Origin of the sequence: Vibrio sp. MACH09 (assembly GCF_033238805.1) — a bacterium.
In the GTDB taxonomy this organism is placed as follows: domain Bacteria; phylum Pseudomonadota; class Gammaproteobacteria; order Enterobacterales; family Vibrionaceae; genus Vibrio.
The window spans coordinates 1,013,698-1,037,744 of the sequence record NZ_BSFZ01000002.1; the positions used below are offsets into that span (position 1 = coordinate 1,013,698).

Here is a 24,047-nt window from a genome sequence, read left to right on the forward strand (position 1 = left end):
TTTAATAAATAGTGCTTAACTCACTATATAGCGTCCGTAATGACTAAGTTTATATCTGAATAGTTGCATATTCTAAGGAGGCTTTTTCTATTCAGTTTCGATTTGTCTGCAATTAATATTGATTTATCAGAAACGGATATTAATGTCTTTTTAATATCACAGTTATATTCGTTAGAGTCCCATACACCAGAAGACTCACTAAAACCGACACACGAAATAATGCACAAATCTAAGTTCATTTCTCGCAGATTGTCATTGGCATTTTTTCCATAAAATGCTTTGTATTTTTCGGAGTAATTACCGCCGAGGCTAATGATGCTGATATTACGTTTTTTTTCTAAAGCTAATATTACGTTTATAGAGTTGGTCACAACTGTGCATAAGATATTTGGCATTGCTTGAGCAAATAACCAACTTGAAGAGCTCGCATCAAGCCCAATGACGGCACCTTCTGAAATTTCGCCCATCGCTTCATCAACAAGAAGCTGCTTACTTTCGATGTTGTTCTTTGCTCTATTGTTAAACGAGGTACCAACATCATTTGTTTGTTTAATAGTGGCACCACCATGAACTCGTATTAATAGCTCTTTCTCATCTAAAGCTTTTAAATCTCGTCTAATGGTTTCCACTGATACGTTAAACATATTAGCCAGTTCTTCAACGGTAGCTTCTTGGTTGGTATTAACGTAGTCAACAATTTTTTTCTTGCGCATTACTGCTCCTCTTGTGGGTAAAAGATACTAAACGTATTTGAAATAGAAAACCTAGACAGGAGTCACATTGTGCCCGTTTATGACCGATTGTCAACGAATGCCACAAAAAATGACTGTTGTTGAGTCTTTAGTCTATTTATTATCTCCGAAATCGTGGTTTTACTCCCGATTTTCAAATGAGCATTAGCCGTTTCTCTGTTTTAGCAACTTAACATTAATCAAATCATCAAAAATAGGCCAAATCAGTGCCCGTTTTGCTATTAATGTGCCCGTTACGGGCATTTAATGAGATAAATAACGGTCATAGGTCGCAAAAACAGGCAAAAACGGTCATTTCGTGACGAGAGTCTAAGAAAAACTATAAATAAGATTTTATTATTCTCCCACTTCGAGAGGAAACGAAATGCGAAAAACTAGAATCTGCAAACTACTTAATGAAACGGGTGAAGTAAAAGTCGACGAACTTTCCAACATGTTTGGAGTGTCACTTGAAACAATTAGACGCGACTTAAAATTGCTTGATAAAAAAGGTTTGCTGGTTCGTGTTTATGGTGGAGCAATAAGCAAAGATACTAACGATATTGGAACATCATTTGTAAAACGTGCAAAAAGCAATGTTGGAGACAAACAACAGCTTGTGGAGATGGCGATAAGTCAAATTAATGAGCATTCAGTGATAGGGCTCGACGCAAGTTCTTCAAGTTGGTTATTGGCCCAGTCGCTACCCAATATAGAGTGCACGGTAGTAACTAACTCAATTAACATTATTAATGCACTAGAGAAGAAAACCAATATAGATATTATAAGTTTGGGTGGGAATTATTCTGAGAAATATAAATCGTTCTATGGGTCTATTGCGAGAGAAACATTAGATAAGATGTCACTTGATGTCTGTTTTATTTCCTGTGTTGGTGTCGACTTTAATAGTGGGGTTTGGGATTCTAATGAATATAATCATGAGATTAAAAAGTCATTAATTAAAATTTCAAATAAAGTGGTTCTTATTGCGGATAAATCAAAGGTAAATAAGAGAAGCTTGCTGAAGGTTTGTGATATTAACGCGTTAGACCATTTGATTACTAATTTAAACTTTGCAGAAGATGATGTTATGACGTTAAAAGAAAATAATGTTGTAGTTAACTGATGTCTATATAAATAAAAGATATATATACCTAAAATTTTAGTTTTGGCTGAATATTAAGTGTTCGGTCGAGGGATAATCTTGCCTGAAATATACAAAGCAATATTGAGGAATAAATATGTCAAACGTAACTAAGTTCTCTTTGGATGTGCCCATTGGTGAGGTAAATAAAGGATAATTTTATGAATACTACAATCTTGAAAATGGAAAACATCACCAAAAAATTTCCCGGTGTATTAGCGCTAAATCGCGTCAATTTTAATTTAAGACGTGGGGAAGTTCATGCACTGTTGGGAGAGAACGGCGCAGGTAAATCGACCTTAATGAAAGTGCTGTCCGGTGTCCATGTTCCTAACGAAGGTAAGATTCACTTTGAAGGGGACTATGTGGAGCTTCGCTCTCCTATTGCCGCCCAAAATAAAGGCATCGCCATTATTCACCAAGAATTTAATCTATTTTCTGAACTGACCGTTGCACAAAATATATTTATTGGTCGAGAGTTTCGTGGCGCTAACAAATGGATGCTTGATGAAGCTGCGCAAGAAAAGGCGGCCCAGGAGATTTTAGACAAGTTAAATCTTGATATTAAACCCGACACTTTAGTTGAAAACTTAACAGTGGCGCAACAGCAGATGATTGAGATTGCAAAAGCGCTTTCTGTTAATGCAAAAATCTTAATTATGGATGAGCCAACCGCGGCGCTAACAGAGAGTGAAATAAAAAGCCTGTTTGACGTAACGAATATGCTGAAGGCGCAAGGTGTCGCCATTGTTTACATATCCCATAGGTTAGAAGAGTTGGTGCAGATCGCCGATAGAGCAACGGTGATGCGAGACGGAACCTATATTGGCACCGTTAATTATGCTGAAACCACTATTGATGAACTGATCGCAATGATGGTTGGTCGCGACCTCGGCGATATCTTTCCGAAACGACACAATAAACCGAGTGATGAACTGGTATTAGAGGTTAAGAACTTAAACCGAAAAGGGGTTCTATCTAACATTAATTTCAACCTTAGACGTGGTGAAATTTTAGGGTTTGCCGGGCTTATGGGGGCAGGGCGTACGGAAGTCGCTAGGGCTCTATTTGGTGCCGATCCTATAGACAGCGGTGAAATCACCCTATTTGGAAAACGCGCTGAGATAAAGAACGTTCACTCGGCAATCGACCTCGGTATTGGTTATTTAACTGAAGACAGAAAGAAAGAAGGGTTAGCACTAGGTTTGTCCGTCAATGTCAACACCATGCTCAGTAGTTATAAAGAGTATTCGAATAAGTTTTCGGTGATTGACGAGGCTGCATGTCATGAAGTAAGCCAAGATTTGAAAGATAAATTGAAGATCAAAACCCCTGATTTAGACCAGCTTGCTGGGAATTTGAGTGGCGGTAATCAGCAGAAAATCATTATCGCCAAATGGATCTGTAAAGATACTGAGATTCTTATATTTGACGAGCCAACACGCGGCATTGATGTCGGTGCAAAACTGGAAATCTACGAACTCATAAATACGCTTACCGCGCAAGGTAAATCCATCATCGTTATCTCTTCCGAACTGCCTGAAGTATTAGGTATGTCTGACCGTATCTTGGTGATGCGTAACGGCAAGATCACAGGTGAGTTAGAAGCCGAACGTGCCACTCAAGAAAACATCATGAAATATGCCACTTTAGAAGGATAAGAAAATGTCTACCAATGTAAAACCATCAATCGCTCCAAAAGAAACATTGATAAACAAAGAGCTTCTAATGAAGCTAGCTCCGCTGATTAGCCTAGTGCTATTAATGGTATTTTTTAGTTTTGCTACACCTTACTTTTTGAATGTGTCAAACCTACTGACCGTAGCATTACAAACCGCTGTTATTGGCATCATGGCTATTGGTGTTACTTACGTCATCATCACCTCAGGAATTGACTTATCCCTTGGTTCCGTCATGGCATTTTCTGGTGTGGCAGTTGGATTAGCCGCATCAATAGGTTTGCCGCTATGGATGTGTGTTATTGCCGGAGCGCTAGCGGGCTTGCTATGTGGTTGCTTAAGCGGTTTGTTGGTTACTCGCGCAGCCATTCCACCCTTTATCGCTACCCTAGGTTTGATGATGTCAGTTCGAGGTATCAACCTTGTTTTAACTGATGGTAGAGCTCTTTATTTTCAAGACTACCCAACATTCAGAATGCTGGCGCAAGGTCGCCTGTTCGATCTGATTCCTTACCCTGTTATCTACTTTGCCATCATCGCTCTTATCTCTGCATATATTTTGAAGCGCACAGTGATTGGTCGTTACATCTATGCGGTAGGCAGCAGTGAAGATGCTGCTCACTTATCAGGCATCAAGGTCGACCAAGTCAAAATGTTTGTTTACTCATTTTGCGGGCTGTTAACAGGTGTTGCCGGTGTCATTTTAACGTCTCGACTAAATTCTGGTCAGCCAACGGTTGGTGTTGGGTATGAGTTAGAAGCTATTGCAGCAGTAATTATCGGCGGAACCAGCCTTATGGGTGGTATCGGAACAATTGGCGGAACCATTATCGGTGCGTTGATTATGGGCATCCTCAAAAACGGACTTAACCTAATGGGGGTTTCTCAATTCTGGCAAATGGTTGCAATGGGTATTGTGGTTGTTGCAGCGGTTTATCTAGACACACTAAGAAAGAAAATGAAATAACAATATTAATCCTTTATATCCTATATACACGGAGAAACATCAATGAAGTTTATTAAATTACCACTAATGTTGACACTTGCTGCTATCGGCTTTGGTACAGCGCAAGCAAAAGATGAAATTTATATTCCTGTTGTTAGTAAAGGGTATCAACATGAGTTCTGGCAAACAGTGAAACTTGGATCTGACACTGCTGCGGAAGAGTTAGGCATCAAAACTAGCTTTGTTGGTCCTGCGGATGAAACTCAGATCTCTCAGCAAATTCAGCTGATGGAAGACATGATGGCGAGGAACCCAGAAGCCATTTTACTTGCGGCTTTAGACTCAAATGCATTGGTGCTTCCAGTCGAAGAGGCGAAGTCGAGAGGTATTGAGATTGCCACTTTTGACTCTGGCGTTAATTCAGATATACCAAAGAGTTTCATCGCCACGAACAACATTAAAGCGGGTGGTGACGCGGCAATGGCGTTAGGACAAATGCTTAAAGGTAAAGGCAAGGTTGGTATCGTTGCTCACGTTGCTGGTACGCAAAGTGCGATTGAACGCTCAAATGGCTTTATCGACGCGATGAAAAAATACTATCCAGAAATCAATTTGTTAGAAGTTCAATATAGTGATGGTGACCCGCAAAAATCCATGGATAAAACCATTGATATGTACCGTGCAAATCCTGATTTAGCGGCTGTTTATGCGACTAATGAAGGGGCGACACTGGGTGTTGCAAATGCGATCGATAGCATGAACTTAGCTGGCAAAGTATTGGTTGTGGGTTTTGATAGCACGGAAGGCATTATCAGCTTTTTGAAGGCGGGTACTATCCAAGGTTTTGTTGTACAAGATGCTTATCAAATCGGTTATCAAGGACTAAAAACATTATACGCGGTACTTAAAGGCAAAAACGTACCACCAGTAATGGATATCCCTGTAAAAGTGATTACAGCAGACAATATTGATAGCCCTGAAATGCAAACATTGCTTTATCCGTTCGGTAAAAAATAACCGTTAACGAGTTAATTTTAGAGGCATTAGCGCGAGCCGATGTCTCTAGGATCTGCTCAGTGATATGAATTTTATTAGCTACCTGCCCAGAATGAGTCTGATTCCGCAGACTAAGTGATAGATTTCTGGTCAAGTAGAACTGAAATAACTAGCCATATGGCGTTAATGCAAAATAGTCGCGTTAATGCAGGATTAGAACGTTAATACAGGAATAGAAACATGACAAACCTAGTAAAAGTCGGCATCCGTCCTACCATTGATGGTCGTCGTATGGGTGTACGAGAGTCTTTAGAAGCCCAAACGATGGGCATGGCTGAGCGAGCGGCTGCATTTATTGAAGCCAATCTACGTCACCCTAATGGTGAGAGTGTTCAATGCGTCATTGCAGATACATGCATTGGTGGCGTTGTAGAAGCGGCAGCTTGTGCTGAGAAATTCAAAGGCGAAAATGTTGGCCTGGTCATGACCGTCACTCCTTGCTGGTGTTACGGCACAGAAACCATTGATATGGACCCGCATACACCTAAAGCAATTTGGGGTTTTAATGGCACCGAACGTCCTGGCGCAGTCTACCTCGCGGCGGCAATGGCTGGACATTCTCAAGTGGGATTGCCTGCTTTTTCTATCTACGGTGAAGATGTTCAAGAAGCAGGGGATGAAACTATTCCTGCCGATGTACAACAGAAAATTCTACGTTTTTGTCGCGCTGGTTTAGCGGTAGCAACTATGCGTGGTAAATCCTATCTATCCATGGGATCGGTTTCTATGGGAATTGCCGGTTCGGTGGTTAACCCTGAGTTCTTCCAAAAATACCTTGGAATGCGTAATGAATATGTCGACATGATGGAAATCAAACGTCGATTAGATCGTGAAGTTTACGACAAAGAAGAGCTGGAACTTGCTTTGTCTTGGGTAAAAGAGTGGTGTAAAGAAGGCAAAGATTACAACGGCACACCATTTACCGAAGAGCGTAAAGCGGAAGATTGGGCCACTGTGGTGAAAATGACCATGATTATGCGTGACTTGATGAATGGTAATCCTCGCTTAGCAGAGCTTGGATTTGGTGAAGAGTCACTTGGTCACAACGCAATTTTAGGTGGTTTCCAAGGTCAACGTCATTGGACGGATCATTTACCAAATGGAGATTTCTCCGAAGCGATTCTTAACTCTTCTTTTGACTGGAATGGGATTCGCGAGCCACTCTGCCTAGCGACGGAAAATGACAGCTTGAATGGTGTCAATATGATGTTCGGTAAGCTACTTACCGGCGAGGCGCAGATATTCCATGATGTCCGTACCTATTGGTCTCAAGACGCGGTTGAGCGTGTAACCGGGTATCGTCCTGAGATTGGTTTCCTCCACCTTGTTAACTCGGGTTCTGCTGCCCTTGACGGTGCAGGTAAAGCACGAGATGAGCAGGGCCAACCAGTGATGAAACCGCACTGGCAGTTAACTCAGCAAGATGTGGAAGCGTCGCTAAACGCCACAAAATGGTGCCCAGCCATTGAAGAGTACTTCCGTGGTGGCGGTTTCTCGTCTCAATTTTTAACTGAAGGTGGTATGCCATTTACCATGCACCGTATCAATCTAGTTGATGGCTTAGGCCCGGTGCTGCAAATTGCCGAAGGGCATTCAATAGAACTGCCGGAAGAGGTGCATAACACGCTTAACGAACGTACCAACGCAACATGGCCAACCACTTGGTTTGTCCCTCGTCTTACGGGTGAAGGAGCCTTTAAGAATGTTTATGACGTTATGGCGAACTGGGGCGCTAACCACTGCGTTATAACTTCCGGACACCATGGTGCGGATCTTATTTCGTTAGCCGCTATGCTTCGAATTCCTGTCTCTATGCACAATGTTGATAGCCAAGATATTTTCCGTCCTCATACATGGTCGGCATTTGGCCAAGACGCAGAGGGACAAGATTACCGAGCGTGCAGTAACTTCGGTCCTTTATATAAGTAATTATCTTTTAGCGCCCTATTGGGGCGCTCTCTTGAGGTTTTAATATGTCTATCGCACTTATATTAGATTGTGGTGCTACAAACGTTAGGGCTATTGCTGTTGAGTCATCAGGTCATATTGTGGCTTCTCATCATATTAGCAATGAAACCGTTCAGACAGGCAATGAGCACGTTTGGAATTTTGACGATATCTGGAACAAATTAGTTCAATGTGTTGGCAATGTTACGGCTCAACTACCGGACATGAAGAGGGCGGATATTTCAGCAATCGCGGTCACCACTTTTGGTGTTGATGGCGCACCATTTAATAAAGATGGTCAGCAAATCTATCCCATCATCTCTTGGAAATGCTCGCGAACCATTGCAGTAATGGCACAAGTTGAAGCAGAGATGGATCGTCAAAAGCTCTATTTAGAAAACGGCGTTGGAGATTACTCCTTTAACACTCTTTATAAACTTAGGTGGCTCAAAGAGCATGAACCTGAGGTTTATCAACAGATGGACAAGTTTGTTTTTATCTCTTCAATGATCAACCACAGGCTCACTGGCAAGTTGACTACCGATCGCACCATGGCGGGTACGTCAATGCTGACAAACTTGCAAACGGGTGAATGGAATACAGAGGCGCTTGACTATCTTGGCCTGACGGAAGACCACTTTCCTCCCATGGTGGATGCGGGTGAAGTGATTGGAACGGTTAGTCATGAAATGGCGAAACTGTTCGATGTGCCAGACAGGACGGCGGTTATCTCTGCCGGACATGATACTCAGTTTGCTCTGTTTGGTTCCGGTGTTGAAGAGAATCAACCATTTTTAAGCTCTGGTACATGGGAAATTCTCATGGCGAGAGCCAATAACATGACGCTAAACCCTAGTTATTTAGCTGATGGCCTAACCACGGAACTTGATGCGAAACGGGGCTTGTATAACCCAGCGGTGCAGTGGTTATCCAGTGCGGTTATGGAGTGGGTTTCCAGTACGTATTTTCCGGATCTACAGCAACAGCCTAATAAATACTCGCAAATGATCAAAGAAGGAAGTGCCGTACCGGCGGGATGCAATGGGGTGAAATTTATACCGTCATTTCAACCTAAAAAAGACGATGTCACCGGTGGGCACATCTCTGGACTATCCATCAACACCACGCGGGGAGAGATATATCGCTCTGCGCTAGAAGGACTGGCGAGCAAGCTAAAAGAGAGTTTAGCCACCCTTTCTGAGGTGGGTAAGTTCCAAGTTGACAGCTTAGTAGTAGTAGGCGGGGGATCGAGAAATAGCCTTTGGAATCAAATACGAGCGGATGTACTTGAAGTGCCGATTTTGGTGGTGGATGAACCGGAATGCACCGTAATGGGGGCGGCAATGTACGCGCTGGCAGGAGCGGGCGTATATAAAAGTGCAGATGAAGCGCAAAAGGCGATGAAACCGTCGTTTACTACTGTCACTCCCCGTCAAGGCTGATACGAGTAACGTCATTGTCCCAATAACAATTATTTCCAATATTACAACGAGTTGGAGTAGAAATATGCTTAAAAATATACACCCGGCCATTAGTCCAAAGTTGCTGTCGACACTTTGTGAAATGGGCCATGGTGATGAGATTTTGTTAGCGGATGCGCACTTTCCCGCTAACACATTTAATAACAATGTGATTCGTGCTGATGGCATTAGTGTATCTACGTTGTTAGATGGAATTATTCCTCTTTTTGAACTTGATCAGTATGTCGAATGCCCTCTTGTCATGATGGACGCGGTGGAAGGTGATGAGCTCGATCCATCGGTTGAAAAAAGGTACATGGCGGCGATAAGTCAACATTTAGAAAGTCCGCCAGCACTGGAGCGTGTAGAGCGTTTTAGTTTTTATCAACGTGTAAAAAATTGTTCTGCTGTTGTACTAACCGGAGAGACCGCAAAGTATGGCAACATCATTTTAAAGAAAGGCGTTACGCCAATTAAGGAATAAATATGAACCGTAAACAACTATCTCAAGAAATAATTGATACTTGTCTTGAAATGACACGCCTAGGACTTAACCAAGGCACAGCAGGTAACATCAGTGTTCGTTATGATGATGGCATGCTAATCACTCCAACTGGCATCCAGTACGAGCAACTTACTCCAGACCATATTGTTTATGTTGATGCGGAAGGCAATTTTGAACAGGGTAAGCTTCCATCAAGTGAATGGGCTTTTCACTTAGCTTGTTATCAAGCACGGGAAGAAGCGAATGCGGTGGTTCATAACCATGCCATCAACTGTGCCACTATCTCCATCTTAAATAAGCCGATTCCTGCTATTCACTATATGGTCGCTGTCACTGGAACAACAGAAGTTCCATGTATTCCTTACGCTACATTTGGCAGTGTGGAACTTGCTACGAATGTTGCCAAAGGTATTAAACAGAGCTCAGCCATTCTGTTAGGAAATCATGGTTGTATTGCCACCGGAGATAGCCTTGCAAAAGCACTTTGGGTTGCGCATGAAGTAGAAGTGCTAGCGGAAACCTACGTGAAAATCTTAAGTACAGGTCAAAAGTACGATGTACTTAGTGACGAAAAAATGGCGTTGGTTATTGAGAAATTTAAGTCATACGGCTTACGTGTAGAAGAAAAATAATAGGGGTGGTTAAAATGGCATTTGCATTAAATTTACCAAAATTAAGTTTGTCTGGTGTAGGCGCAGTCGCAGACGCGGTTGACGTGCTTTCTGAACAAGCCGTTAAAAAAGCGATGATTGTTACGGATAATAATCTTATTGAGCTGGGTATCTTGGATTCGCTTTATCAAGCACTAGACGACAAAAGCCTTGAGTATGTAGTCTTTGACAAGGTTACGCCAAACCCAACTGCCACGTTAGTTCGTGACGGAAAGACATTCTATCAAGAGGCTGAATGTGACTGTTTGATCGCGGTTGGCGGCGGCAGCCCAATTGATTGTGCTAAAGCGATCAGAATAGTGACAAGCAACGAAGGGGACATCTGTGACTACAATGGTGTGGGTCTAGTCAAAAATCCCGGTGTATTCTTTGTTGCGATTAATACAACTGCGGGTACCGCGGCTGAGATGACCTCTAACTCGGTCATTACTGACGAAGAAAATGCCGTGAAGATGGTTATCGTTGACGGCAAACAAATTCCCGATGTTGCGGTGAATGATCCGAGCTTAATGGTAGGTCTTCCGGCAAGTGTTACCGCCGCAACGGGTATGGACGCATTGACGCATGCTATTGAGTCTATAGTCACGCCGGGAGCGCATACCTTAACTTTGCCAACAGCACTAGAGTCTGTGCGCTTAATTACCAAATGGCTGCCTGTTGCGGTGAAAGACGGTGCGAATATTGACGCTCGTGGTAAGTTAGCGGATGCACAGTTTTTGGCGGGAATGTCATTTAATAGTGCGGGTTTAGGTGCAGTACATGCACTTGCTCACCAACCGGGTGCGACGCATAACTTACCTCATGGGGTGTGTAACGCGATTTTGTTGCCTGTTATTAGTGAATTTAATGCCAAGACAAACCCTGAACCTTATCGCGCAGTGGCAGAAGCAATGGGCGGTGATACTCGTTTGTTAAACGATATGGATGCGGCGATGTTAGCCATAGAACTGATACGTAAGTTGTCGTCAGAAGTCGGCATTCCAGCCGGTTTCTCTGACTTAGGCATCAAAGAATCAGATAGCCATGCATGGATAGATAAAGCGCTTGCAGATGTTTGTATGGGAGGCAACCCACGTCAGCTTTCTCCTGATGACGTTTCTCTATTGTACTTAACTGCTATGTAAGTACATTTTAAAATGCTCTAAAATGAGTTGTTTTAGCCGTTCCTCGAGCGGCTTTTTTGCTTGTTATGCCATAGAGTTTACTTGAGCATATAAGACGCTTACTAATTTGTGCTTTTTATTATTGGCTTGTCATTTATATAATTCGACGCGAACAAAATCTTGTTAAACAAATACCTTACAATTACTTGACTATATTCCAGCGTAACCATGATTTAAATCATATTTTTAAAACCCATGAAGAGAGACACTTTATCGGTAAGTAGAATATAGAGACAAGCTAGTGTTAGCGACAATTCATTTCGAAAAAATAAAAACCAAAGCAGGTCGAAAACTGGTAATGGTTAATAACTTTTTGAACAGCATGGGACTTGGTATCGATGCTGATGTGGAGTTTTTTGTCTGCGCTTATCACGACAGCGAAATCGTGGCATGTGGTGGTCTTGCGGGGAATACACTGAAGTCCATTGCAGTGAACAATGACTATCAGGGTGAAGGACTTTCTACTAAGCTTCTGTCTCAACTTGTGACTTATGCATATGACCTTGGTCGCTATAATTTATTTATATATACCAAACCCGAAAATTATAAAATGTTTAATAAGGCGGGCTTTTATTTACTTACTTCAGTAAAAGATCGAGTTGTTCTTTTAGAAAATAGTAAAAGTCGCTTAAATAAATATTGTCGTAAGCTTCAATCATTAAAAAGAGCGGGTGGTAAAATTGGCAGTATTGTTATGAATGCCAATCCGTTTACCAATGGACATAGATACTTGGTTGAACATGCAGCAAGTCAATGTGATTGGTTGCACCTTTTTGTGGTGAAAGAGGATAGCTCTTTTTTCACCTATCAAGACAGAGTTAATATGATTGAGGAGGGGGTTTCTGACCTCGACAATGTTATTGTCCATCAAGGGTCCGATTACATCATCTCTCGTGCCACATTTCCAAGTTACTTCTTGAAAGATGATGGCGTTATTAACTATTGCCATACCGCGGTTGATCTACAACTGTTTAGAAGTTTTATCGGGCCATCGTTAGGAATTACCCACCGTTTTGTTGGCACCGAACCTATCTGTAATGTCACCCGCTTTTATAATCAGCAAATGCAGAACTGGTTAACCACACCGTCATTGGATTATGACGCCATTAACTTGATAGAAATTCCACGTAAAGAGATGGAGAACCAACCGATATCTGCTTCACTGGTACGTCATCTTCTATTCAATAATGATTGGAATGAAATTAACAAGTTTGTGCCAGCAACCACCTACAACTATTTGAAAAACTTGTTTAGCGTTGAAGACTCGCTATACAACGAAAGAAAGCGACATTACAGCAGCAAACCTCTCCCCAACTCAGTAGCTACGCCTACATTTACTGCTGCCCTATAATCGTAATTGGTGCTTCCGAGGCATCTTCAGGGCAAGAATCAGATATAGCTATTGGTTAAATATCACTAAGACTTATTGAGCTATTACTATTTGCGCAATGCGGTTAACAAGCGCTTGCGCGGAGTCGATATTGTTTTTATACTCGCAAACGATACTTGTCGGAGTGCCAACTGGCTGAGACCGCATTGCGGGATCCGTTGAACTTGATCAGGCTAACACCTGCGAAAGGAACAAGAGCAAATTCTCTCTATATTGATCTGATACTGTCCGTAATTAAGATCAAACACTTGCTCTGTAAGCACCTATCCGCCAAGCATTTTCCATCATTAATTATTAGGAAATTGCTATGTCGAATGCACGTCAATCTCATTGTTATACCGAACGCGAACTCGCGCCAACTGCACATTGCCCGTTTGCTCCATTAGAAGGAGGAATTGGTAATCTCTATCCTGTGGTTGATCATGTTAACTGGATCGCCAGATTACTCGCGCTCGGGATAAAAACCGTTCAACTTAGAATCAAAGATGAACATCAACCCGATTTAGAAAAACAAATTATTGAGGCGATACGTCTTGGCCGAGAATATAAAGCGCAAGTCTTTATTAATGACTATTGGCCACTGGCCCTCAAACATCACGCTTATGGCGTTCATTTAGGACAGGAAGATCTGGACAGCGCAGATCTTGATGCTCTGAAAACGGCCAATATTCGTTTAGGAGTCTCCACTCGCACTGCTCGCGAGCTGCAGCGAGGCTTAGCAATTCAGCCCAGTTATATTGCTATCGGACATATTTTTCCAACCCCAACCAAACAGATGCCAACCTCACCTCAGGGTGTCGCGACGCTCACTGAACATATCAATACCGTCGCCGGCCGATTTCCTACCGTGGCAATAGGCGGAATTGATCTTTCTAACGTTGCTGCAGTTTGGCAGTCGGGAGTGAGTAGTGTGGCGGTAGTGCGTGCTATCACTCAAGCCAGCGATGTGGAGCAAGCGGTTACTGCCTTTGCCGAGAAGCTGAGTGTCACGAGAGAATCGGTGTCGGGAGCTGATGATGTTAACTGATGAGGCGTTTCTCCGTTATAACCGCCAAATTGCATTGGAAGAGCTGGGGGAAACGGGTCAAGTTGCGTTGCAAAATAGCCGTTTGTTGATCGTTGGGGCTGGAGGGTTAGGCTCTCCTGCTGCTCTGTATTTAGCGGCTGCTGGGATTGGTCATATTGTGATTGCCGATGGCGATAGCGTAGAGAGGTCAAACTTGCAGCGCCAAATCATCTATCGCGATCATCATCAAAATGACAATAAAGCTCGCTGTGCAGCAGAGCAATTGAAGCAACTCAATCCGCTAGTCGCCATACGCCCAGTTCAAACGGCACTGACTGGCCAACAACTGAATATTGAAGTGAGTATGGCGGATATTGTACTTGACTGCAGTGACAACTTTTCCACTCGTTATGCCATTAATAGAGCCTGTTTCGAACAGAAGAAAATCTTGATATCGGCAGCCGCGATTCGTTGGCAAGGACAACTAGTGAGCTTCGATTTTCGTCAACAGCAAGGGCCTTGCTATCACTGTCTTTTTCCGCAACAAGAACAGCAAGATAAACAAGAGAACAGCTGCCGAACGTCCGCCATTTCGGGACCCGTAGTGGGTGTTATGGGTACGATGCAGGCGCTCGAAGCAATAAAAGCCATCACCGATTGCGGAGAGGTGAACTTTGCTCATTTACAGCTGTTTGACGGACTACAAATGAAGTGGCAACGGCTGACGATTTCTCGAGATGTTAACTGCCCGATCTGCGCCACGTCATTTGAACAAGATTTGGATAAAGAACCAAGGATTAATAAGGAAATACCATGTCAACTATAGAAATAAAGGTGAATGACAAGCCTATGTCGATTGCCGAAAATACCTCGATTGAAGCGCTGCTTGCTTTGTTACAGATGCCAAATGGCGCATCTGCTGTCGCGGTCAATCAAGCGATCATTTCTCGCCAGCTCTGGAATGAGACTGTCGTTAACGAAGGTGACCATATCGCCTTATTTCAAGCCATTGCAGGAGGTTAATCATGTTAACAATTGCCGATAAACAGTTTCAGTCTCGTCTATTTACCGGAACGGGAAAATACTCGAACGCCATTAATATGCAAAATTCGATAATTGCCTCTGAATCAGAGTTGGTGACAATGGCATTAAAGCGAGTTGATATCGATGACAAAGAGGATGATATTTTGCAGCCGCTACGCAATGCGGGTGTGAACTTATTACCTAACACCTCCGGTGCGAAAAACGCCAAAGAGGCGATATTTGCCGCGCAGTTGGCCCGAGAAGCTTTGCAAACCAATTGGCTTAAACTGGAAATTCACCCCGATCCAAAATACTTAATGCCTGACCCAATTGAAACACTCGCGGCTGCAGAGCAGCTAGTAAAAGAGGGTTTTATTGTAATGCCGTACTGTCATGCTGATCCGGTCTTATGTAAGCGACTTGAAGAAGTTGGCTGCGCTGCGGTAATGCCACTTGGTTCGCCTATTGGTTCTAACAAAGGATTGGCGTCGCGAGATTTTCTCAGAATTATTATTGATCAGGCGCGAGTTCCCGTGGTGGTGGACGCCGGAATAGGTGCGCCTTCTCATGCGGCGGAAGCGATGGAAATGGGAGCCGATGCGGTGTTAGTCAATACAGCAATTGCTGTTGCTAATGATCCTATCCTCATGGGCAGGGCGTTTAAACTGGCAGTTGAAAGTGGCCGAATGGCGTATAAGGCTGGGTTAGCTGGAACCGCAAACCATGCCATTTCTTCTAGTCCATTGACTGCATTTCTTGATTAAGGGAAATCTGATGAGTTTTTCTGAACATTTTTCCCGAATGGATTGGGATGATATTTGCTTATCAATATATAGCAAGACCGCTAAAGATGTTGAACGAGCATTGAATAAATCTAGGCGAGATTTAGACGATTTTAAGGCACTAATTTCCCCAGCGGCTGAACCTTACTTGGAATCAATGGCACAACAGTCAGCGTTACTGACTCGCCAGCGGTTTGGTAACACTATTGGTTTTTATGTTCCTCTGTATTTATCAAACCTATGTGCCAATGCCTGTAGCTACTGTGGTTTCTCTATGGAAAATCGAATCCGAAGACGCACTCTGAACAGAAAAGAGATAGAGCAAGAGTGTCAGGCGATTAAGCAACTCAACTTCGATTCCGTTTTACTGGTGACAGGCGAGCACGAAACAAAAGTGGGCATGAATTACTTTCGTGAAGTACTACCAGAGATCAAATCGCAATTTAGTTACTTAGCAATGGAAGTTCAGCCTCTGCAGCAGCAAGAGTATGCTGAGTTGAAAGGATTAGGGCTAGATGCTGTGATGGTGTATCAGGAAACTTATAACCCTAGAACCTACGCGGAGCATCATCTACGTGGCAAAAAAATGGATTTTGATTACCGTTTGCAAACACCGGATCGTTTAGCCCGCGCAGGAATTGATAAAATTGGTATTGGAGCCTTGATTGGTCTAGAGGAGTGGCGCACTGACGCATTCCATGTTGCGGCTCACTTGGATTATCTAGAACGTACTTACTGGCAAAGCCGCTACTCCATCTCCTTTCCTCGGTTGCGGCCGTGTGAAGGTGGCGTGAAGATGAAGTCAGAGATGAGTGATCGTCAGCTCGTTCAGTTGATTTGCGCTTACCGATTACTCAACCCTGAAGTAGAGCTGTCTCTATCTACACGGGAATCTCCAGAGTTCAGGGATAATGTGCTGCCATTAGGTGTGACTACGATGTCTGCAGGGTCAAAAACTCAACCGGGCGGATACGCTGAGGATACGCAGCAAGAGCTGGAACAATTTGAAATAAGTGACGAACGCAGTGTCGACCATGTAGCGCAAGCTGTGATGCAACGTGGTTTTCAAGTGGTTTGGAAAGATTGGCATCACGCCTATTCGGGGTAGAGCTGCTGCACTCAATGTTGCTCATTAAGCTCAATATAGCGTGAGGTCACTTGATTATACACGTATTGAGAGTAAAGGTTTATAGCATTAATTTGCAATGAGCAAAAGTAATTAAAGTAACAGTATGTTTTATCTGAATATTTTTATTAATTATATATTCAAGTGACCTTGAAGTTGCTTGAATATAGTGCTTGAAGATAAATAATGATAGAACTTTTCTTTTGAATGTTTTTTTATTCATTGCATTAATTTGGCAGGGATGTCTTATTTCAGCAAAAAGAGTTATTGATTTTTGATATGTAAAGGATGCTATTGATAATTTGGTCTATAATGTATGTGACTAAATGTAAGTTGTATCGAGGTAATTATTAAAATAATAAAAATATAATTATTTAGGTTCAAAGAGTTAATTGTATATAAGGTGGATATAGAGTATGTACACCAAAAGCATTAAGCATAGTAAATACCATATGCAGGGATGCAAGCGACTCACTCATCAGTTCAAAGACAAGCAAAAAGGCAGTGCTCTTATCGAGTTCAGTATTGTGGCGTCGCTGTTCTTTTTTTTGTTGTTCACGGTGATTGATTTTGGTGTATATGGTTATGTAAAACTTACTATGCAGCACGCTGTCAGCGAGGGTGCCCGTTACGCTATTACTGGTTTAGCTGATCTCGATCCAGACACAACCGATGGTGCTGACCGTAAAGAGGCGGTTATCGCTAAAATCAGTCAATCGTCCGATGGGCTGTTCAGTAATGTAATGACAGTAGACAATATTCGAGTATTGGATATCGATGGTAACCCTGTTGCTGGTTTTGGTGATTCGGGAGAGTTGATTGCTATTCATCTCGATTGCACTTGGCCAATAGCCAGTCCATTTTTATATCCTCTTGTGGATGATGGTAAATATAGATTTACAGTGAGTGCTACTGTAAAAAACGAGAATTTTTAGAGGAATATATTATGTCTTCATTCCTAATAACTAAAAATAGAATTCGAGGTTACGCAACAGTAACATTTACTTTAATGCTACCCATATTTTTATTATTTATCTTCGGCTTACATGAAATAGTTCAAATGCTTCATACTCAAAGTGTAATAGTAAATCTCAGCCGAGAAAGTGCCCATTTAATATCCAGAACATCAGACTATACCGAACAAAATATAATGGACGTGGTTGCCACTACGTCTCAATTTGTTGATATGAATTCAGATGGCATTATCTATATTAGTCATGTGGTTGGTCAAACAGGTGATAACCCTTATATCACAGAACAGTTTAAGTGGACTCAAGCGGGCATCGACAAAGCAAGTGAGCTTTGGCCCAGTTGTGCCAGTTGGGTATCTGGTCAATGTGAGCTGCCCAGTGATACGGCAGCACGCGAGCTAACAGGCTTTCCCATTACGATGGAAGACAATGATTCGGTTTATGTAGTTGAAGTGTTTTATACCTATCGGCCTATATTCAGCTTTGTTGTTAATGAAGATGTGACCATAAAACAGGCAACTTATTTGTAAAGTTGTACTTAGACATACTGTAGCGAAATTAATAGTAACGAGATTAACTATGAAAACCATTAATCGCACATACACAAAAAAATTAGCTGGTTTGGTGGAACTGGTCACCATTCTTGCGCTGCCTTTTTTACTCCTCCTTACTGGGCTTGCATTTGATATGGGCAGAGCTTATCTGGTTAAAGCTAAGTTATTTGCTGCCGTAGATGCGGCTGCTATTGCTGCAGCAAGAGCGATTGAAGAAGGGGATGCAGCGGCAAATGCAGCGGCTCAGGCCTACTTTAATGCCAATATAAGTGCAGATTTTCTCGGAAGTACGCCTACTTTAGTTCTACCCAGCTCATACCCGAGCGACAGTGCCGGTAATATTACCATTGATATTAGTGCAAGCGCAGTAATGCCGACCAGTTTACTTAATATGTTTGGTTACGATGATGTCCCTGTTAGTGCGGTAGCTCAAGCAACGAGACGTCCTGTGGATATTGCTTTTGTGGTTGATAATTCGTCGTCGTTAAGAACGGGGTCGCTTGGGGATGTGACCAACGATATTAAACTTCGGTCTAAAGATTTTATTGGTAAGTTTCATGAAAATTTTGATCGAGTGTCATTAATTGCTTATGGCCATGGTGCCGAGGTGCCTCAGGCATTTACAAGCAGCCGAGGATTTAATAGTACGAGCATTAATGGGGCAATCGATGCGTTTCAATTTGACGGATTTACTAACCCTTCTGAAGGCTTTTATCTGGCATTAAAGCAGTTGCGTGAAGTTCCTAATCCAGCGGATCTAAGAGTGATTGTGTTTTTTACCGATGGTGCGCCGAATACTTTTTCCAGTAAGTTCGAACTGACAAATGGTAATGTCTATACAGGATCGTTACGAGCATCTAGCGGAACAAGTGGTACACCACGAGGTTTGTATAAACATGATGAAGTGTATGACACCAATTCAGACTACTCTTGGAGAAGTAGCAGTATCGACGATTACCTCACCGAGCTTCCAACTTATTATAATACTCACGCTAGCGGTTATAGCGGCGATAGTGATGGCTATGTTCCTCAGTATGTTACAAACCCTGCCGGAGATGTTAATGCGCCTAGTGCCAATTCTGATCAACTATTAATAGTAAACAATAACTTATCAGATGGACCTTATAATTCGACTTTGGGTTACCGTCCTGTCACACAGTACGATAGACATTCAGACTCCAGTAATGACTTGTTTAGGAAAGTGAGTCGCATCTCTCGTAACCTATCAGAGGATATGGCTGAGTTGGCTCGAAAAGAGGGTATTTATGTGTTCACTCTTGGATTGGGTTCTCGATTACAACAACAGTCCGGACCCGATAGCGAGTACGGTGAAGATATGTTAATGCGTATGGCAAATGACACTATAATGCTGGACGACACATCGCTCTCTGCTGATTTCCAAGCGGATCAAATTGAAGGTGTTTATTGCCATGCTGTGGATGAAGATGCCCTTGCCCCTTGCTTTGGTGAAATGCTAGAAGTGATTATTAAATTAACCCTTTAGAATGTTGAGGCTTATTAATTAATTCCAACCTATCAACCACCTTAGCAGCTATTTATTTGCTGGGATATACGTTTACAACAAATCCAGATTACACCTATGCAAAATTAAGATAGATCTTTAAAGCCAGCCGCTTACCGTTACTAGAGTGCAGAAGTGTTTCATTATTATGATAAAACTGTGCCCCAACTAGCATTTCTCGCAGTGTAAAAAATCCCAGTTTGTTGCATAGTAAATAGCGTAGAATTGTACTCATACGGTTATGTACCGACTGAGTACTAAATTTTGGTTTCTGAGCTGGATAGATAGCGTTGAAAACCTCTCTCTTGTTTAATTCTAACTCTCGCAAATACACGATTTGCAATCAACTTTGGTGGTTTTAAGTGTTTGAAAAAAATAATTATTTAATGATTCAGGGCACAACATCTGATGCGGGTAAGAGTGTGCTTACTGCTGGTCTATGTCGAGTTTTAGCGCGAAAAAACATCAAGGTTGCGCCATTTAAGCCACAGAATATGGCACTGAATAGTGCTGTAACGATTGACGGTGGTGAAATTGGACGAGCTCAAGCTGTTCAGGCCTATGCTTGTGGTATTGAACCGACAACAGATATGAACCCTATTTTGCTAAAACCAAACACCGATATTGGTGCTCAGGTAATTGTGCATGGTAAAGCGTTAACCGATATGGACGCCCAGACCTACCATGAGTTTAAACCAAAAGTAATGCGTTATGTTATTGAGTCATTTGACCGACTAAAAGAGAACTACCAAGCAGTAATGATAGAAGGGGCAGGTAGCCCGGCAGAGATCAATTTACGAGAGCACGATATTGCTAACATGGGATTTGCTGAAGAAGCCGATGTACCGGTCATTATTGTTGCTGATATTGATAAAGGTGGTGTCTTTGCACACTTATACGGCACATTAGCGTTATTGAGTGAATCAGAGCAGAACCGCATTGCCGGTTTTGTTATTAACCGCTTCCGCGGCGATATTGCCTTGCTTGAGTCCGGATTAGAATGGTTAGAAAATAAGACCGGAAAGCCTGTTATCGGTGTGCTGCCTTATTTACACGGTTTAATGTTAGAGGCAGAAGATGCCATCAATGTTAGTCAATTAAGCAGTGATGAGCCGCAATTAAAAGTGGTGGTTCCTGTGGTGCAAAGAATCAGTAACCATACTGACTTTGATCCCCTGCGTATGCATCCAAATGTTGACCTGATTTTTGTCGGAAAGAACCAGCCATTACCCTCTGCTGATCTTATTATCTTACCGGGTTCAAAAAGCGTCAGAAGCGATCTGGATTTTATTCGACAGCAAGGGTGGGATAAACAGATCGCTAGGCATCTTCGCTTCGGCGGAAAAGTCATGGGAATTTGCGGTGGCTATCAAATGCTTGGTGAATTGCTATCTGATCCATTGGCGATTGAAGGGCCCGCAGGAGAGAGTGTTGGCTTGGGTTACTTACCGATAGAGACCGAGCTAAAAGATGATAAACAGTTGCGACGCGCCAGTGGAACATTGCAACTTCCAGAACAAGAGAAAGTTGACGTGTTTGGTTACGAGATTCATGCGGGTGTGACTAAAGGCATTAGCCATAGTGCTCCATTAGCTTTGGAGTCTGGTTTAGATGGTTGTGTTAGCGATGACGGCTTGGTGTTTGGTTGTTATCTGCATGGTATTTTCGAGTCGGAACCTGCTTGTGCAGCGATACTGCGTTGGGCTGGTTTGGCTGATGCGACAGGTTGTAACTTTGAACAGATGCGTGAAGAGGGTATTAACCGAGTAGCGGATGCAATAGAGCAACATTTGGACTTGGATAAACTATGGCCGAACTTTAGTCAATGGGATCAGCATGATAAGTAAAGTCAGTGAGAGCAAAAATATGACGGCTCATAATACGGTCGCTTGCCCGGCACTTGTTGTGGCTGCACCAAGCTCAGGCAGTGGTAAAACAACCGTTGTCGCAGCGCTAGCTAGACACTTTACTCTGCAAGGTAAAAAAGTTCGCGTGTTCAAAACAGGCCCCGATTTTATCGACCCCAACTTTCTTTCTTTTGCCTCTGGTCACGACGTTTATCAGCTTGATTTCTGGATGTGTGGCGAGTCTCATTGTAAGAAGTTAGTCGCCGAAGCGGCGCAAGATGCGGATTTAATCCTGATTGAAGGGGTGATGGGGATGTTTGATGGCAAGTGTTCAAGTGCTGACATTGCCGCGACTCTTGGTATTCCCGTTTTAGCCGTCATTGATGCAGGTTCAATGGCACAAACTTTTGGCGCCATTGCGTATGGGTTAGCTAACTTTCGTTCAGACATAAAAATGCATGGTGTCGTGGCGAACCGTGTTGGTTCCTCTACCCACGCTGAGATGCTTAAAGAAGCCTTACCTGAAGAGTTGGCGTTTTGTGGTTATCTGCCAAAAAAAATGCAGCTTTCGCTTCCTGAAAGACATTTGGGGTTAGTTCAAGCCCAAGAGATAGAAGATTTAGACGATAAACTCAATCTAGCTGCGGCATTGATAGCAGAAAATAGTGATATACCTCTGCCTGAGCCGATAAGCTTTACTCTTGACGATGAAAATGATGAGAGCGAACGCCAGCTCGCTGGAACGAAAATCGCCATTGCAAAAGACACCGCATTTAGTTTTATCTATCAGGCCAATATTGATCTGTTGAATAAGTTAGGTGCGCAGATCGAGTACTTCTCTCCAATCAAAGGTGACAAATTACCACCGTGTGATGCTATCTATTTGCCGGGTGGGTATCCAGAGCTGTTTATCCAAGAATTAACGGAAAATAAAATATTAAAACAGCAGTTGATCGACCATGTCGAGAGTGACAAGCCACTACTGGCCGAATGTGGTGGTATGCTTTATCTCAATAAGTCTCTTAAAAACCTTAATGAAGATGCCGCAGAACTGTGTGGAATACTTGATGCTCACTCTCAGATGCAATCATCATTAGCGGCGTTAGGTTTAGTTGAAGCCGAGTTTGCAGCAGGAGAGATGTTTAGAGGACACACATTTCATTATTCAAAAACTGAGTCCACACAATCCGTGCTTTGTACCCCTGTGACACAGCGCGGACGACAAACCGATCCCGTCTGGCAGTACAAAAAGCTGGTAGCTTCTTATATTCACTGGTATTTTCCCTCTAACCCTAATTTAACCAGCCAGCTATTTAAAGGCGAAATACCGATAAAATGAGAGTGATATTAGTCCGGCATGGACAAACTGAATGGAATCTGCAAAATCGTATTCAAGGATGGATGGATAGTCCCCTGACAGCACAAGCTCGTAAAGAGACGGAAAATATCGATATAGCCAACCTCCAGCACCCCATAATTTATACCAGTGATCTCGGCAGAGCTTGTAGTACTGCCACTATTCTCGCGAACAAATTTCAAGGGCGAGTAGTGGTCGATTGCCGCTTGCGCGAGCGGCGATTTGGTATATTAGAAGGGTGTGTTATTGATCAAGATATTGAGCTATATCGTGAGTGGGCCGCATACCAACGCCGTTACTCTCATCATATGACTGGAGTTTATCAAGTAGAAAAAGAGCAAGACTTTGAACAGAGAGTTAAGTCCTTTATGGATACATTGCGCTGCCAAGATGCCCGAACGGATGTCGTAATTGTTAGCCATGGCGAATGGCTAAGGGCGTTTCAAAACATGCTTTATCATCTACCTAGCTGGATAAAAGGTAGCGGAATTGTTGAAAACATCACACCCATTGAACTTGCTTGGCAAGAAGCTGATAGAAATGAAGGTGAGAAATGTCAACTACTTACGTAACTTTGTTAAGGCATGGCCTTCCTCTTGGTGAGCACTGTTTTCGTGGTCACACCGACTTTGCTCTAACGGATAAAGGCTTTGAGCAGATGCACCACTCAGTAAGAGACTTAACTGAGATAGAGAGCGTTGTTACCTCGCCACTGAAACGTTGCGCTGATTTTGCTTATCAATTTGCTCAGCAGCACGATGTTTCGGTAGTAGAAGATGAAAAGTGGAAAGAGATAAATTTTGGTGACTGGGATGGCAAAGAAAAACAGGTCATCTGGCAGCAAGATCAACAGGCGTTGAGCCAGTTTTGGAGCGATCCATGGCACTGTACACCTCCCAACGGCGAAACTCTCGAGGCCTATGATCTGCGTATTCACCATGCGTGGCAGAAACTATTGGCTGATCATAAAGGCAAAAGAGTGTTATTGGTAACCCACGGGGGAGTGATAAAACAGTTGTTTAGACAAATCATGCAAATGCCTAAATCTGAACATTATTTGCAGCGAGTTAACATTCCGTATGCTGCATTAGTCAATTTATCTGTTTATCATGATGAAAATGGTAAAGACTGGCCAGAATGGCAATGGCCGCTAACTTGATTAAGAGG

At 42.8% G+C, this 24,047-nt stretch carries 23 protein-coding genes and 1 riboswitch; of the genes, 22 read left to right on the forward strand and 1 reads right to left on the reverse strand.

The genetic code is table 11. The features are described from left to right. Positions 1-23 precede the first annotated feature (23 nt). The gene (locus CHJ_RS19810; RefSeq protein WP_171751751.1) at positions 24-713 is read right to left on the reverse strand and encodes a DeoR/GlpR family DNA-binding transcription regulator; all 690 of its coding nucleotides are present in this window, start codon (positions 711-713) and stop codon (positions 24-26) included. A gap of 403 nt (positions 714-1,116) precedes the next feature. Here CHJ_RS19810 and CHJ_RS19815 point away from each other — a divergent pair, with 403 nt between their 5' ends. The 22 genes from CHJ_RS19815 (at position 1,117) to CHJ_RS19920 (ending at position 24,039) form a co-directional block, all read left to right on the forward strand. Continuing rightward, positions 1,117-1,857, forward strand: coding sequence for a DeoR/GlpR family DNA-binding transcription regulator (locus CHJ_RS19815; RefSeq protein ID WP_171751752.1), 741 nt, complete (start codon positions 1,117-1,119; stop codon positions 1,855-1,857). A gap of 179 nt (positions 1,858-2,036) precedes the next feature. Next, a complete protein-coding gene (locus CHJ_RS19820) occupies positions 2,037-3,536 on the forward strand; it encodes a sugar ABC transporter ATP-binding protein (RefSeq protein WP_317918744.1) in 1,500 nt (499 codons plus the stop codon). Positions 3,537-3,540: 4 nt separating this feature from the next. Next, positions 3,541-4,521, forward strand: a complete 981-nt coding sequence (locus CHJ_RS19825; RefSeq protein ID WP_171751754.1) for an ABC transporter permease — start codon at positions 3,541-3,543, stop codon at positions 4,519-4,521. A gap of 42 nt (positions 4,522-4,563) precedes the next feature. Next, positions 4,564-5,517 (forward strand): ABC transporter substrate-binding protein, encoded by a 954-nt coding sequence (locus CHJ_RS19830; protein WP_171751755.1) that lies wholly within the window; start codon positions 4,564-4,566, stop codon positions 5,515-5,517. Between the two features lie 219 nt (positions 5,518-5,736). Beyond that, positions 5,737-7,485, forward strand: coding sequence for an L-fucose isomerase (locus tag CHJ_RS19835; protein WP_171751756.1), 1,749 nt, complete (start codon positions 5,737-5,739; stop codon positions 7,483-7,485). Positions 7,486-7,529: 44 nt separating this feature from the next. Then, positions 7,530-8,945, forward strand: a complete 1,416-nt coding sequence (gene fucK, locus CHJ_RS19840) for an L-fuculokinase (RefSeq protein ID WP_317918745.1) — start codon at positions 7,530-7,532, stop codon at positions 8,943-8,945. Between the two features lie 64 nt (positions 8,946-9,009). After that, positions 9,010-9,447, forward strand: coding sequence for an L-fucose mutarotase (gene fucU, locus CHJ_RS19845; RefSeq protein ID WP_317918746.1), 438 nt, complete (start codon positions 9,010-9,012; stop codon positions 9,445-9,447). Positions 9,448-9,449: 2 nt separating this feature from the next. Next, positions 9,450-10,100 carry an L-fuculose-phosphate aldolase gene (locus CHJ_RS19850; protein ID WP_171751759.1) on the forward strand — a complete coding sequence of 217 codons (651 nt, stop codon included), beginning with the start codon at positions 9,450-9,452 and terminating at the stop codon, positions 10,098-10,100. Positions 10,101-10,114: 14 nt separating this feature from the next. Then, positions 10,115-11,263 carry a lactaldehyde reductase gene (gene fucO / locus CHJ_RS19855; protein WP_317918747.1) on the forward strand — a complete coding sequence of 383 codons (1,149 nt, stop codon included), beginning with the start codon at positions 10,115-10,117 and terminating at the stop codon, positions 11,261-11,263. A 280-nt stretch (positions 11,264-11,543) separates the two neighbouring features. Continuing rightward, the gene (citC, locus tag CHJ_RS19860; protein ID WP_171751761.1) at positions 11,544-12,653 is read left to right on the forward strand and encodes a [citrate (pro-3S)-lyase] ligase; all 1,110 of its coding nucleotides are present in this window, start codon (positions 11,544-11,546) and stop codon (positions 12,651-12,653) included. 149 nt (positions 12,654-12,802) lie between these two features. Then, positions 12,803-12,900: riboswitch (TPP riboswitch) on the forward strand. A gap of 99 nt (positions 12,901-12,999) precedes the next feature. After that, positions 13,000-13,719: a thiamine phosphate synthase gene (gene thiE, locus CHJ_RS19865; RefSeq protein ID WP_317918748.1), complete on the forward strand. Its 720-nt coding sequence runs from the start codon at positions 13,000-13,002 to the stop codon at positions 13,717-13,719. Next, entirely contained in the window at positions 13,706-14,524 is an 819-nt protein-coding gene (locus CHJ_RS19870; RefSeq protein WP_411861574.1) for a HesA/MoeB/ThiF family protein, read from the forward strand. The genes thiE and CHJ_RS19870 overlap by 14 nt, the downstream gene beginning before the upstream one ends. Further along, positions 14,512-14,721: a sulfur carrier protein ThiS gene (gene thiS, locus CHJ_RS19875; protein ID WP_216613312.1), complete on the forward strand. Its 210-nt coding sequence runs from the start codon at positions 14,512-14,514 to the stop codon at positions 14,719-14,721. The genes CHJ_RS19870 and thiS overlap by 13 nt, the downstream gene beginning before the upstream one ends. Before the next feature lie 2 nt (positions 14,722-14,723). Continuing rightward, a complete protein-coding gene (locus CHJ_RS19880) occupies positions 14,724-15,485 on the forward strand; it encodes a thiazole synthase (RefSeq protein WP_171751764.1) in 762 nt (253 codons plus the stop codon). A gap of 10 nt (positions 15,486-15,495) precedes the next feature. Continuing rightward, positions 15,496-16,611, forward strand: a complete 1,116-nt coding sequence (thiH, locus tag CHJ_RS19885) for a 2-iminoacetate synthase ThiH (protein ID WP_317918749.1) — start codon at positions 15,496-15,498, stop codon at positions 16,609-16,611. A gap of 470 nt (positions 16,612-17,081) precedes the next feature. After that, entirely contained in the window at positions 17,082-17,564 is a 483-nt protein-coding gene (locus CHJ_RS19890) for a TadE/TadG family type IV pilus assembly protein (protein ID WP_317919218.1), read from the forward strand. Between the two features lie 11 nt (positions 17,565-17,575). Then, positions 17,576-18,130 carry a TadE/TadG family type IV pilus assembly protein gene (locus CHJ_RS19895; RefSeq protein ID WP_317918750.1) on the forward strand — a complete coding sequence of 185 codons (555 nt, stop codon included), beginning with the start codon at positions 17,576-17,578 and terminating at the stop codon, positions 18,128-18,130. A 49-nt stretch (positions 18,131-18,179) separates the two neighbouring features. Then, a complete protein-coding gene (locus CHJ_RS19900) occupies positions 18,180-19,658 on the forward strand; it encodes a vWA domain-containing protein (protein WP_317918751.1) in 1,479 nt (492 codons plus the stop codon). A 404-nt stretch (positions 19,659-20,062) separates the two neighbouring features. Beyond that, positions 20,063-21,523 carry a cobyric acid synthase gene (locus CHJ_RS19905; RefSeq protein WP_317919219.1) on the forward strand — a complete coding sequence of 487 codons (1,461 nt, stop codon included), beginning with the start codon at positions 20,063-20,065 and terminating at the stop codon, positions 21,521-21,523. Continuing rightward, positions 21,513-22,862 (forward strand): cobyrinate a,c-diamide synthase, encoded by a 1,350-nt coding sequence (locus CHJ_RS19910; protein WP_317918752.1) that lies wholly within the window; start codon positions 21,513-21,515, stop codon positions 22,860-22,862. Before CHJ_RS19905 ends, CHJ_RS19910 begins: the two co-directional genes overlap by 11 nt. Further along, positions 22,859-23,452 carry a histidine phosphatase family protein gene (locus tag CHJ_RS19915; RefSeq protein ID WP_317918753.1) on the forward strand — a complete coding sequence of 198 codons (594 nt, stop codon included), beginning with the start codon at positions 22,859-22,861 and terminating at the stop codon, positions 23,450-23,452. The genes CHJ_RS19910 and CHJ_RS19915 overlap by 4 nt, the downstream gene beginning before the upstream one ends. Then, on the forward strand, positions 23,434-24,039 hold the full coding sequence (locus CHJ_RS19920; protein ID WP_317918754.1) for a histidine phosphatase family protein: 606 nt from the start codon (positions 23,434-23,436) through the stop codon (positions 24,037-24,039). The genes CHJ_RS19915 and CHJ_RS19920 overlap by 19 nt, the downstream gene beginning before the upstream one ends. The last annotated feature ends 8 nt before the right edge of the window (positions 24,040-24,047 follow it).

What these genes read in the sequence shown, in the direction of transcription:
- CHJ_RS19835 (WP_171751756.1), top strand. Translation starts at nt 5,737, where the DNA reads ATGACAAACCTAGTAAAAGTCGGCATCCGTCCTACCATTGATGGTCGT.
- CHJ_RS19895 (WP_317918750.1), top strand. Translation starts at nt 17,576, where the DNA reads ATGTCTTCATTCCTAATAACTAAAAATAGAATTCGAGGTTACGCAACA.
- fucU (WP_317918746.1), top strand. Translation starts at nt 9,010, where the DNA reads ATGCTTAAAAATATACACCCGGCCATTAGTCCAAAGTTGCTGTCGACA.
- CHJ_RS19900 (WP_317918751.1), top strand. Translation starts at nt 18,180, where the DNA reads ATGAAAACCATTAATCGCACATACACAAAAAAATTAGCTGGTTTGGTG.
- CHJ_RS19850 (WP_171751759.1), top strand. Translation starts at nt 9,450, where the DNA reads ATGAACCGTAAACAACTATCTCAAGAAATAATTGATACTTGTCTTGAA.
- CHJ_RS19870 (WP_411861574.1), top strand. Translation starts at nt 13,706, where the DNA reads ATGATGTTAACTGATGAGGCGTTTCTCCGTTATAACCGCCAAATTGCA.
- thiH (WP_317918749.1), top strand. Translation starts at nt 15,496, where the DNA reads ATGAGTTTTTCTGAACATTTTTCCCGAATGGATTGGGATGATATTTGC.
- fucO (WP_317918747.1), top strand. Translation starts at nt 10,115, where the DNA reads ATGGCATTTGCATTAAATTTACCAAAATTAAGTTTGTCTGGTGTAGGC.
- CHJ_RS19810 (WP_171751751.1), bottom strand. Translation starts at nt 713, where the DNA reads ATGCGCAAGAAAAAAATTGTTGACTACGTTAATACCAACCAAGAAGCT.
- CHJ_RS19890 (WP_317919218.1), top strand. Translation starts at nt 17,082, where the DNA reads ATGCAGGGATGCAAGCGACTCACTCATCAGTTCAAAGACAAGCAAAAA.
- CHJ_RS19820 (WP_317918744.1), top strand. Translation starts at nt 2,037, where the DNA reads ATGAATACTACAATCTTGAAAATGGAAAACATCACCAAAAAATTTCCC.
- CHJ_RS19830 (WP_171751755.1), top strand. Translation starts at nt 4,564, where the DNA reads ATGAAGTTTATTAAATTACCACTAATGTTGACACTTGCTGCTATCGGC.
- CHJ_RS19815 (WP_171751752.1), top strand. Translation starts at nt 1,117, where the DNA reads ATGCGAAAAACTAGAATCTGCAAACTACTTAATGAAACGGGTGAAGTA.
- CHJ_RS19915 (WP_317918753.1), top strand. Translation starts at nt 22,859, where the DNA reads ATGAGAGTGATATTAGTCCGGCATGGACAAACTGAATGGAATCTGCAA.
- thiS (WP_216613312.1), top strand. Translation starts at nt 14,512, where the DNA reads ATGTCAACTATAGAAATAAAGGTGAATGACAAGCCTATGTCGATTGCC.
- CHJ_RS19825 (WP_171751754.1), top strand. Translation starts at nt 3,541, where the DNA reads ATGTCTACCAATGTAAAACCATCAATCGCTCCAAAAGAAACATTGATA.
- thiE (WP_317918748.1), top strand. Translation starts at nt 13,000, where the DNA reads ATGTCGAATGCACGTCAATCTCATTGTTATACCGAACGCGAACTCGCG.
- CHJ_RS19880 (WP_171751764.1), top strand. Translation starts at nt 14,724, where the DNA reads ATGTTAACAATTGCCGATAAACAGTTTCAGTCTCGTCTATTTACCGGA.
- fucK (WP_317918745.1), top strand. Translation starts at nt 7,530, where the DNA reads ATGTCTATCGCACTTATATTAGATTGTGGTGCTACAAACGTTAGGGCT.
- CHJ_RS19905 (WP_317919219.1), top strand. Translation starts at nt 20,063, where the DNA reads ATGATTCAGGGCACAACATCTGATGCGGGTAAGAGTGTGCTTACTGCT.
- CHJ_RS19910 (WP_317918752.1), top strand. Translation starts at nt 21,513, where the DNA reads ATGATAAGTAAAGTCAGTGAGAGCAAAAATATGACGGCTCATAATACG.
- CHJ_RS19920 (WP_317918754.1), top strand. Translation starts at nt 23,434, where the DNA reads ATGTCAACTACTTACGTAACTTTGTTAAGGCATGGCCTTCCTCTTGGT.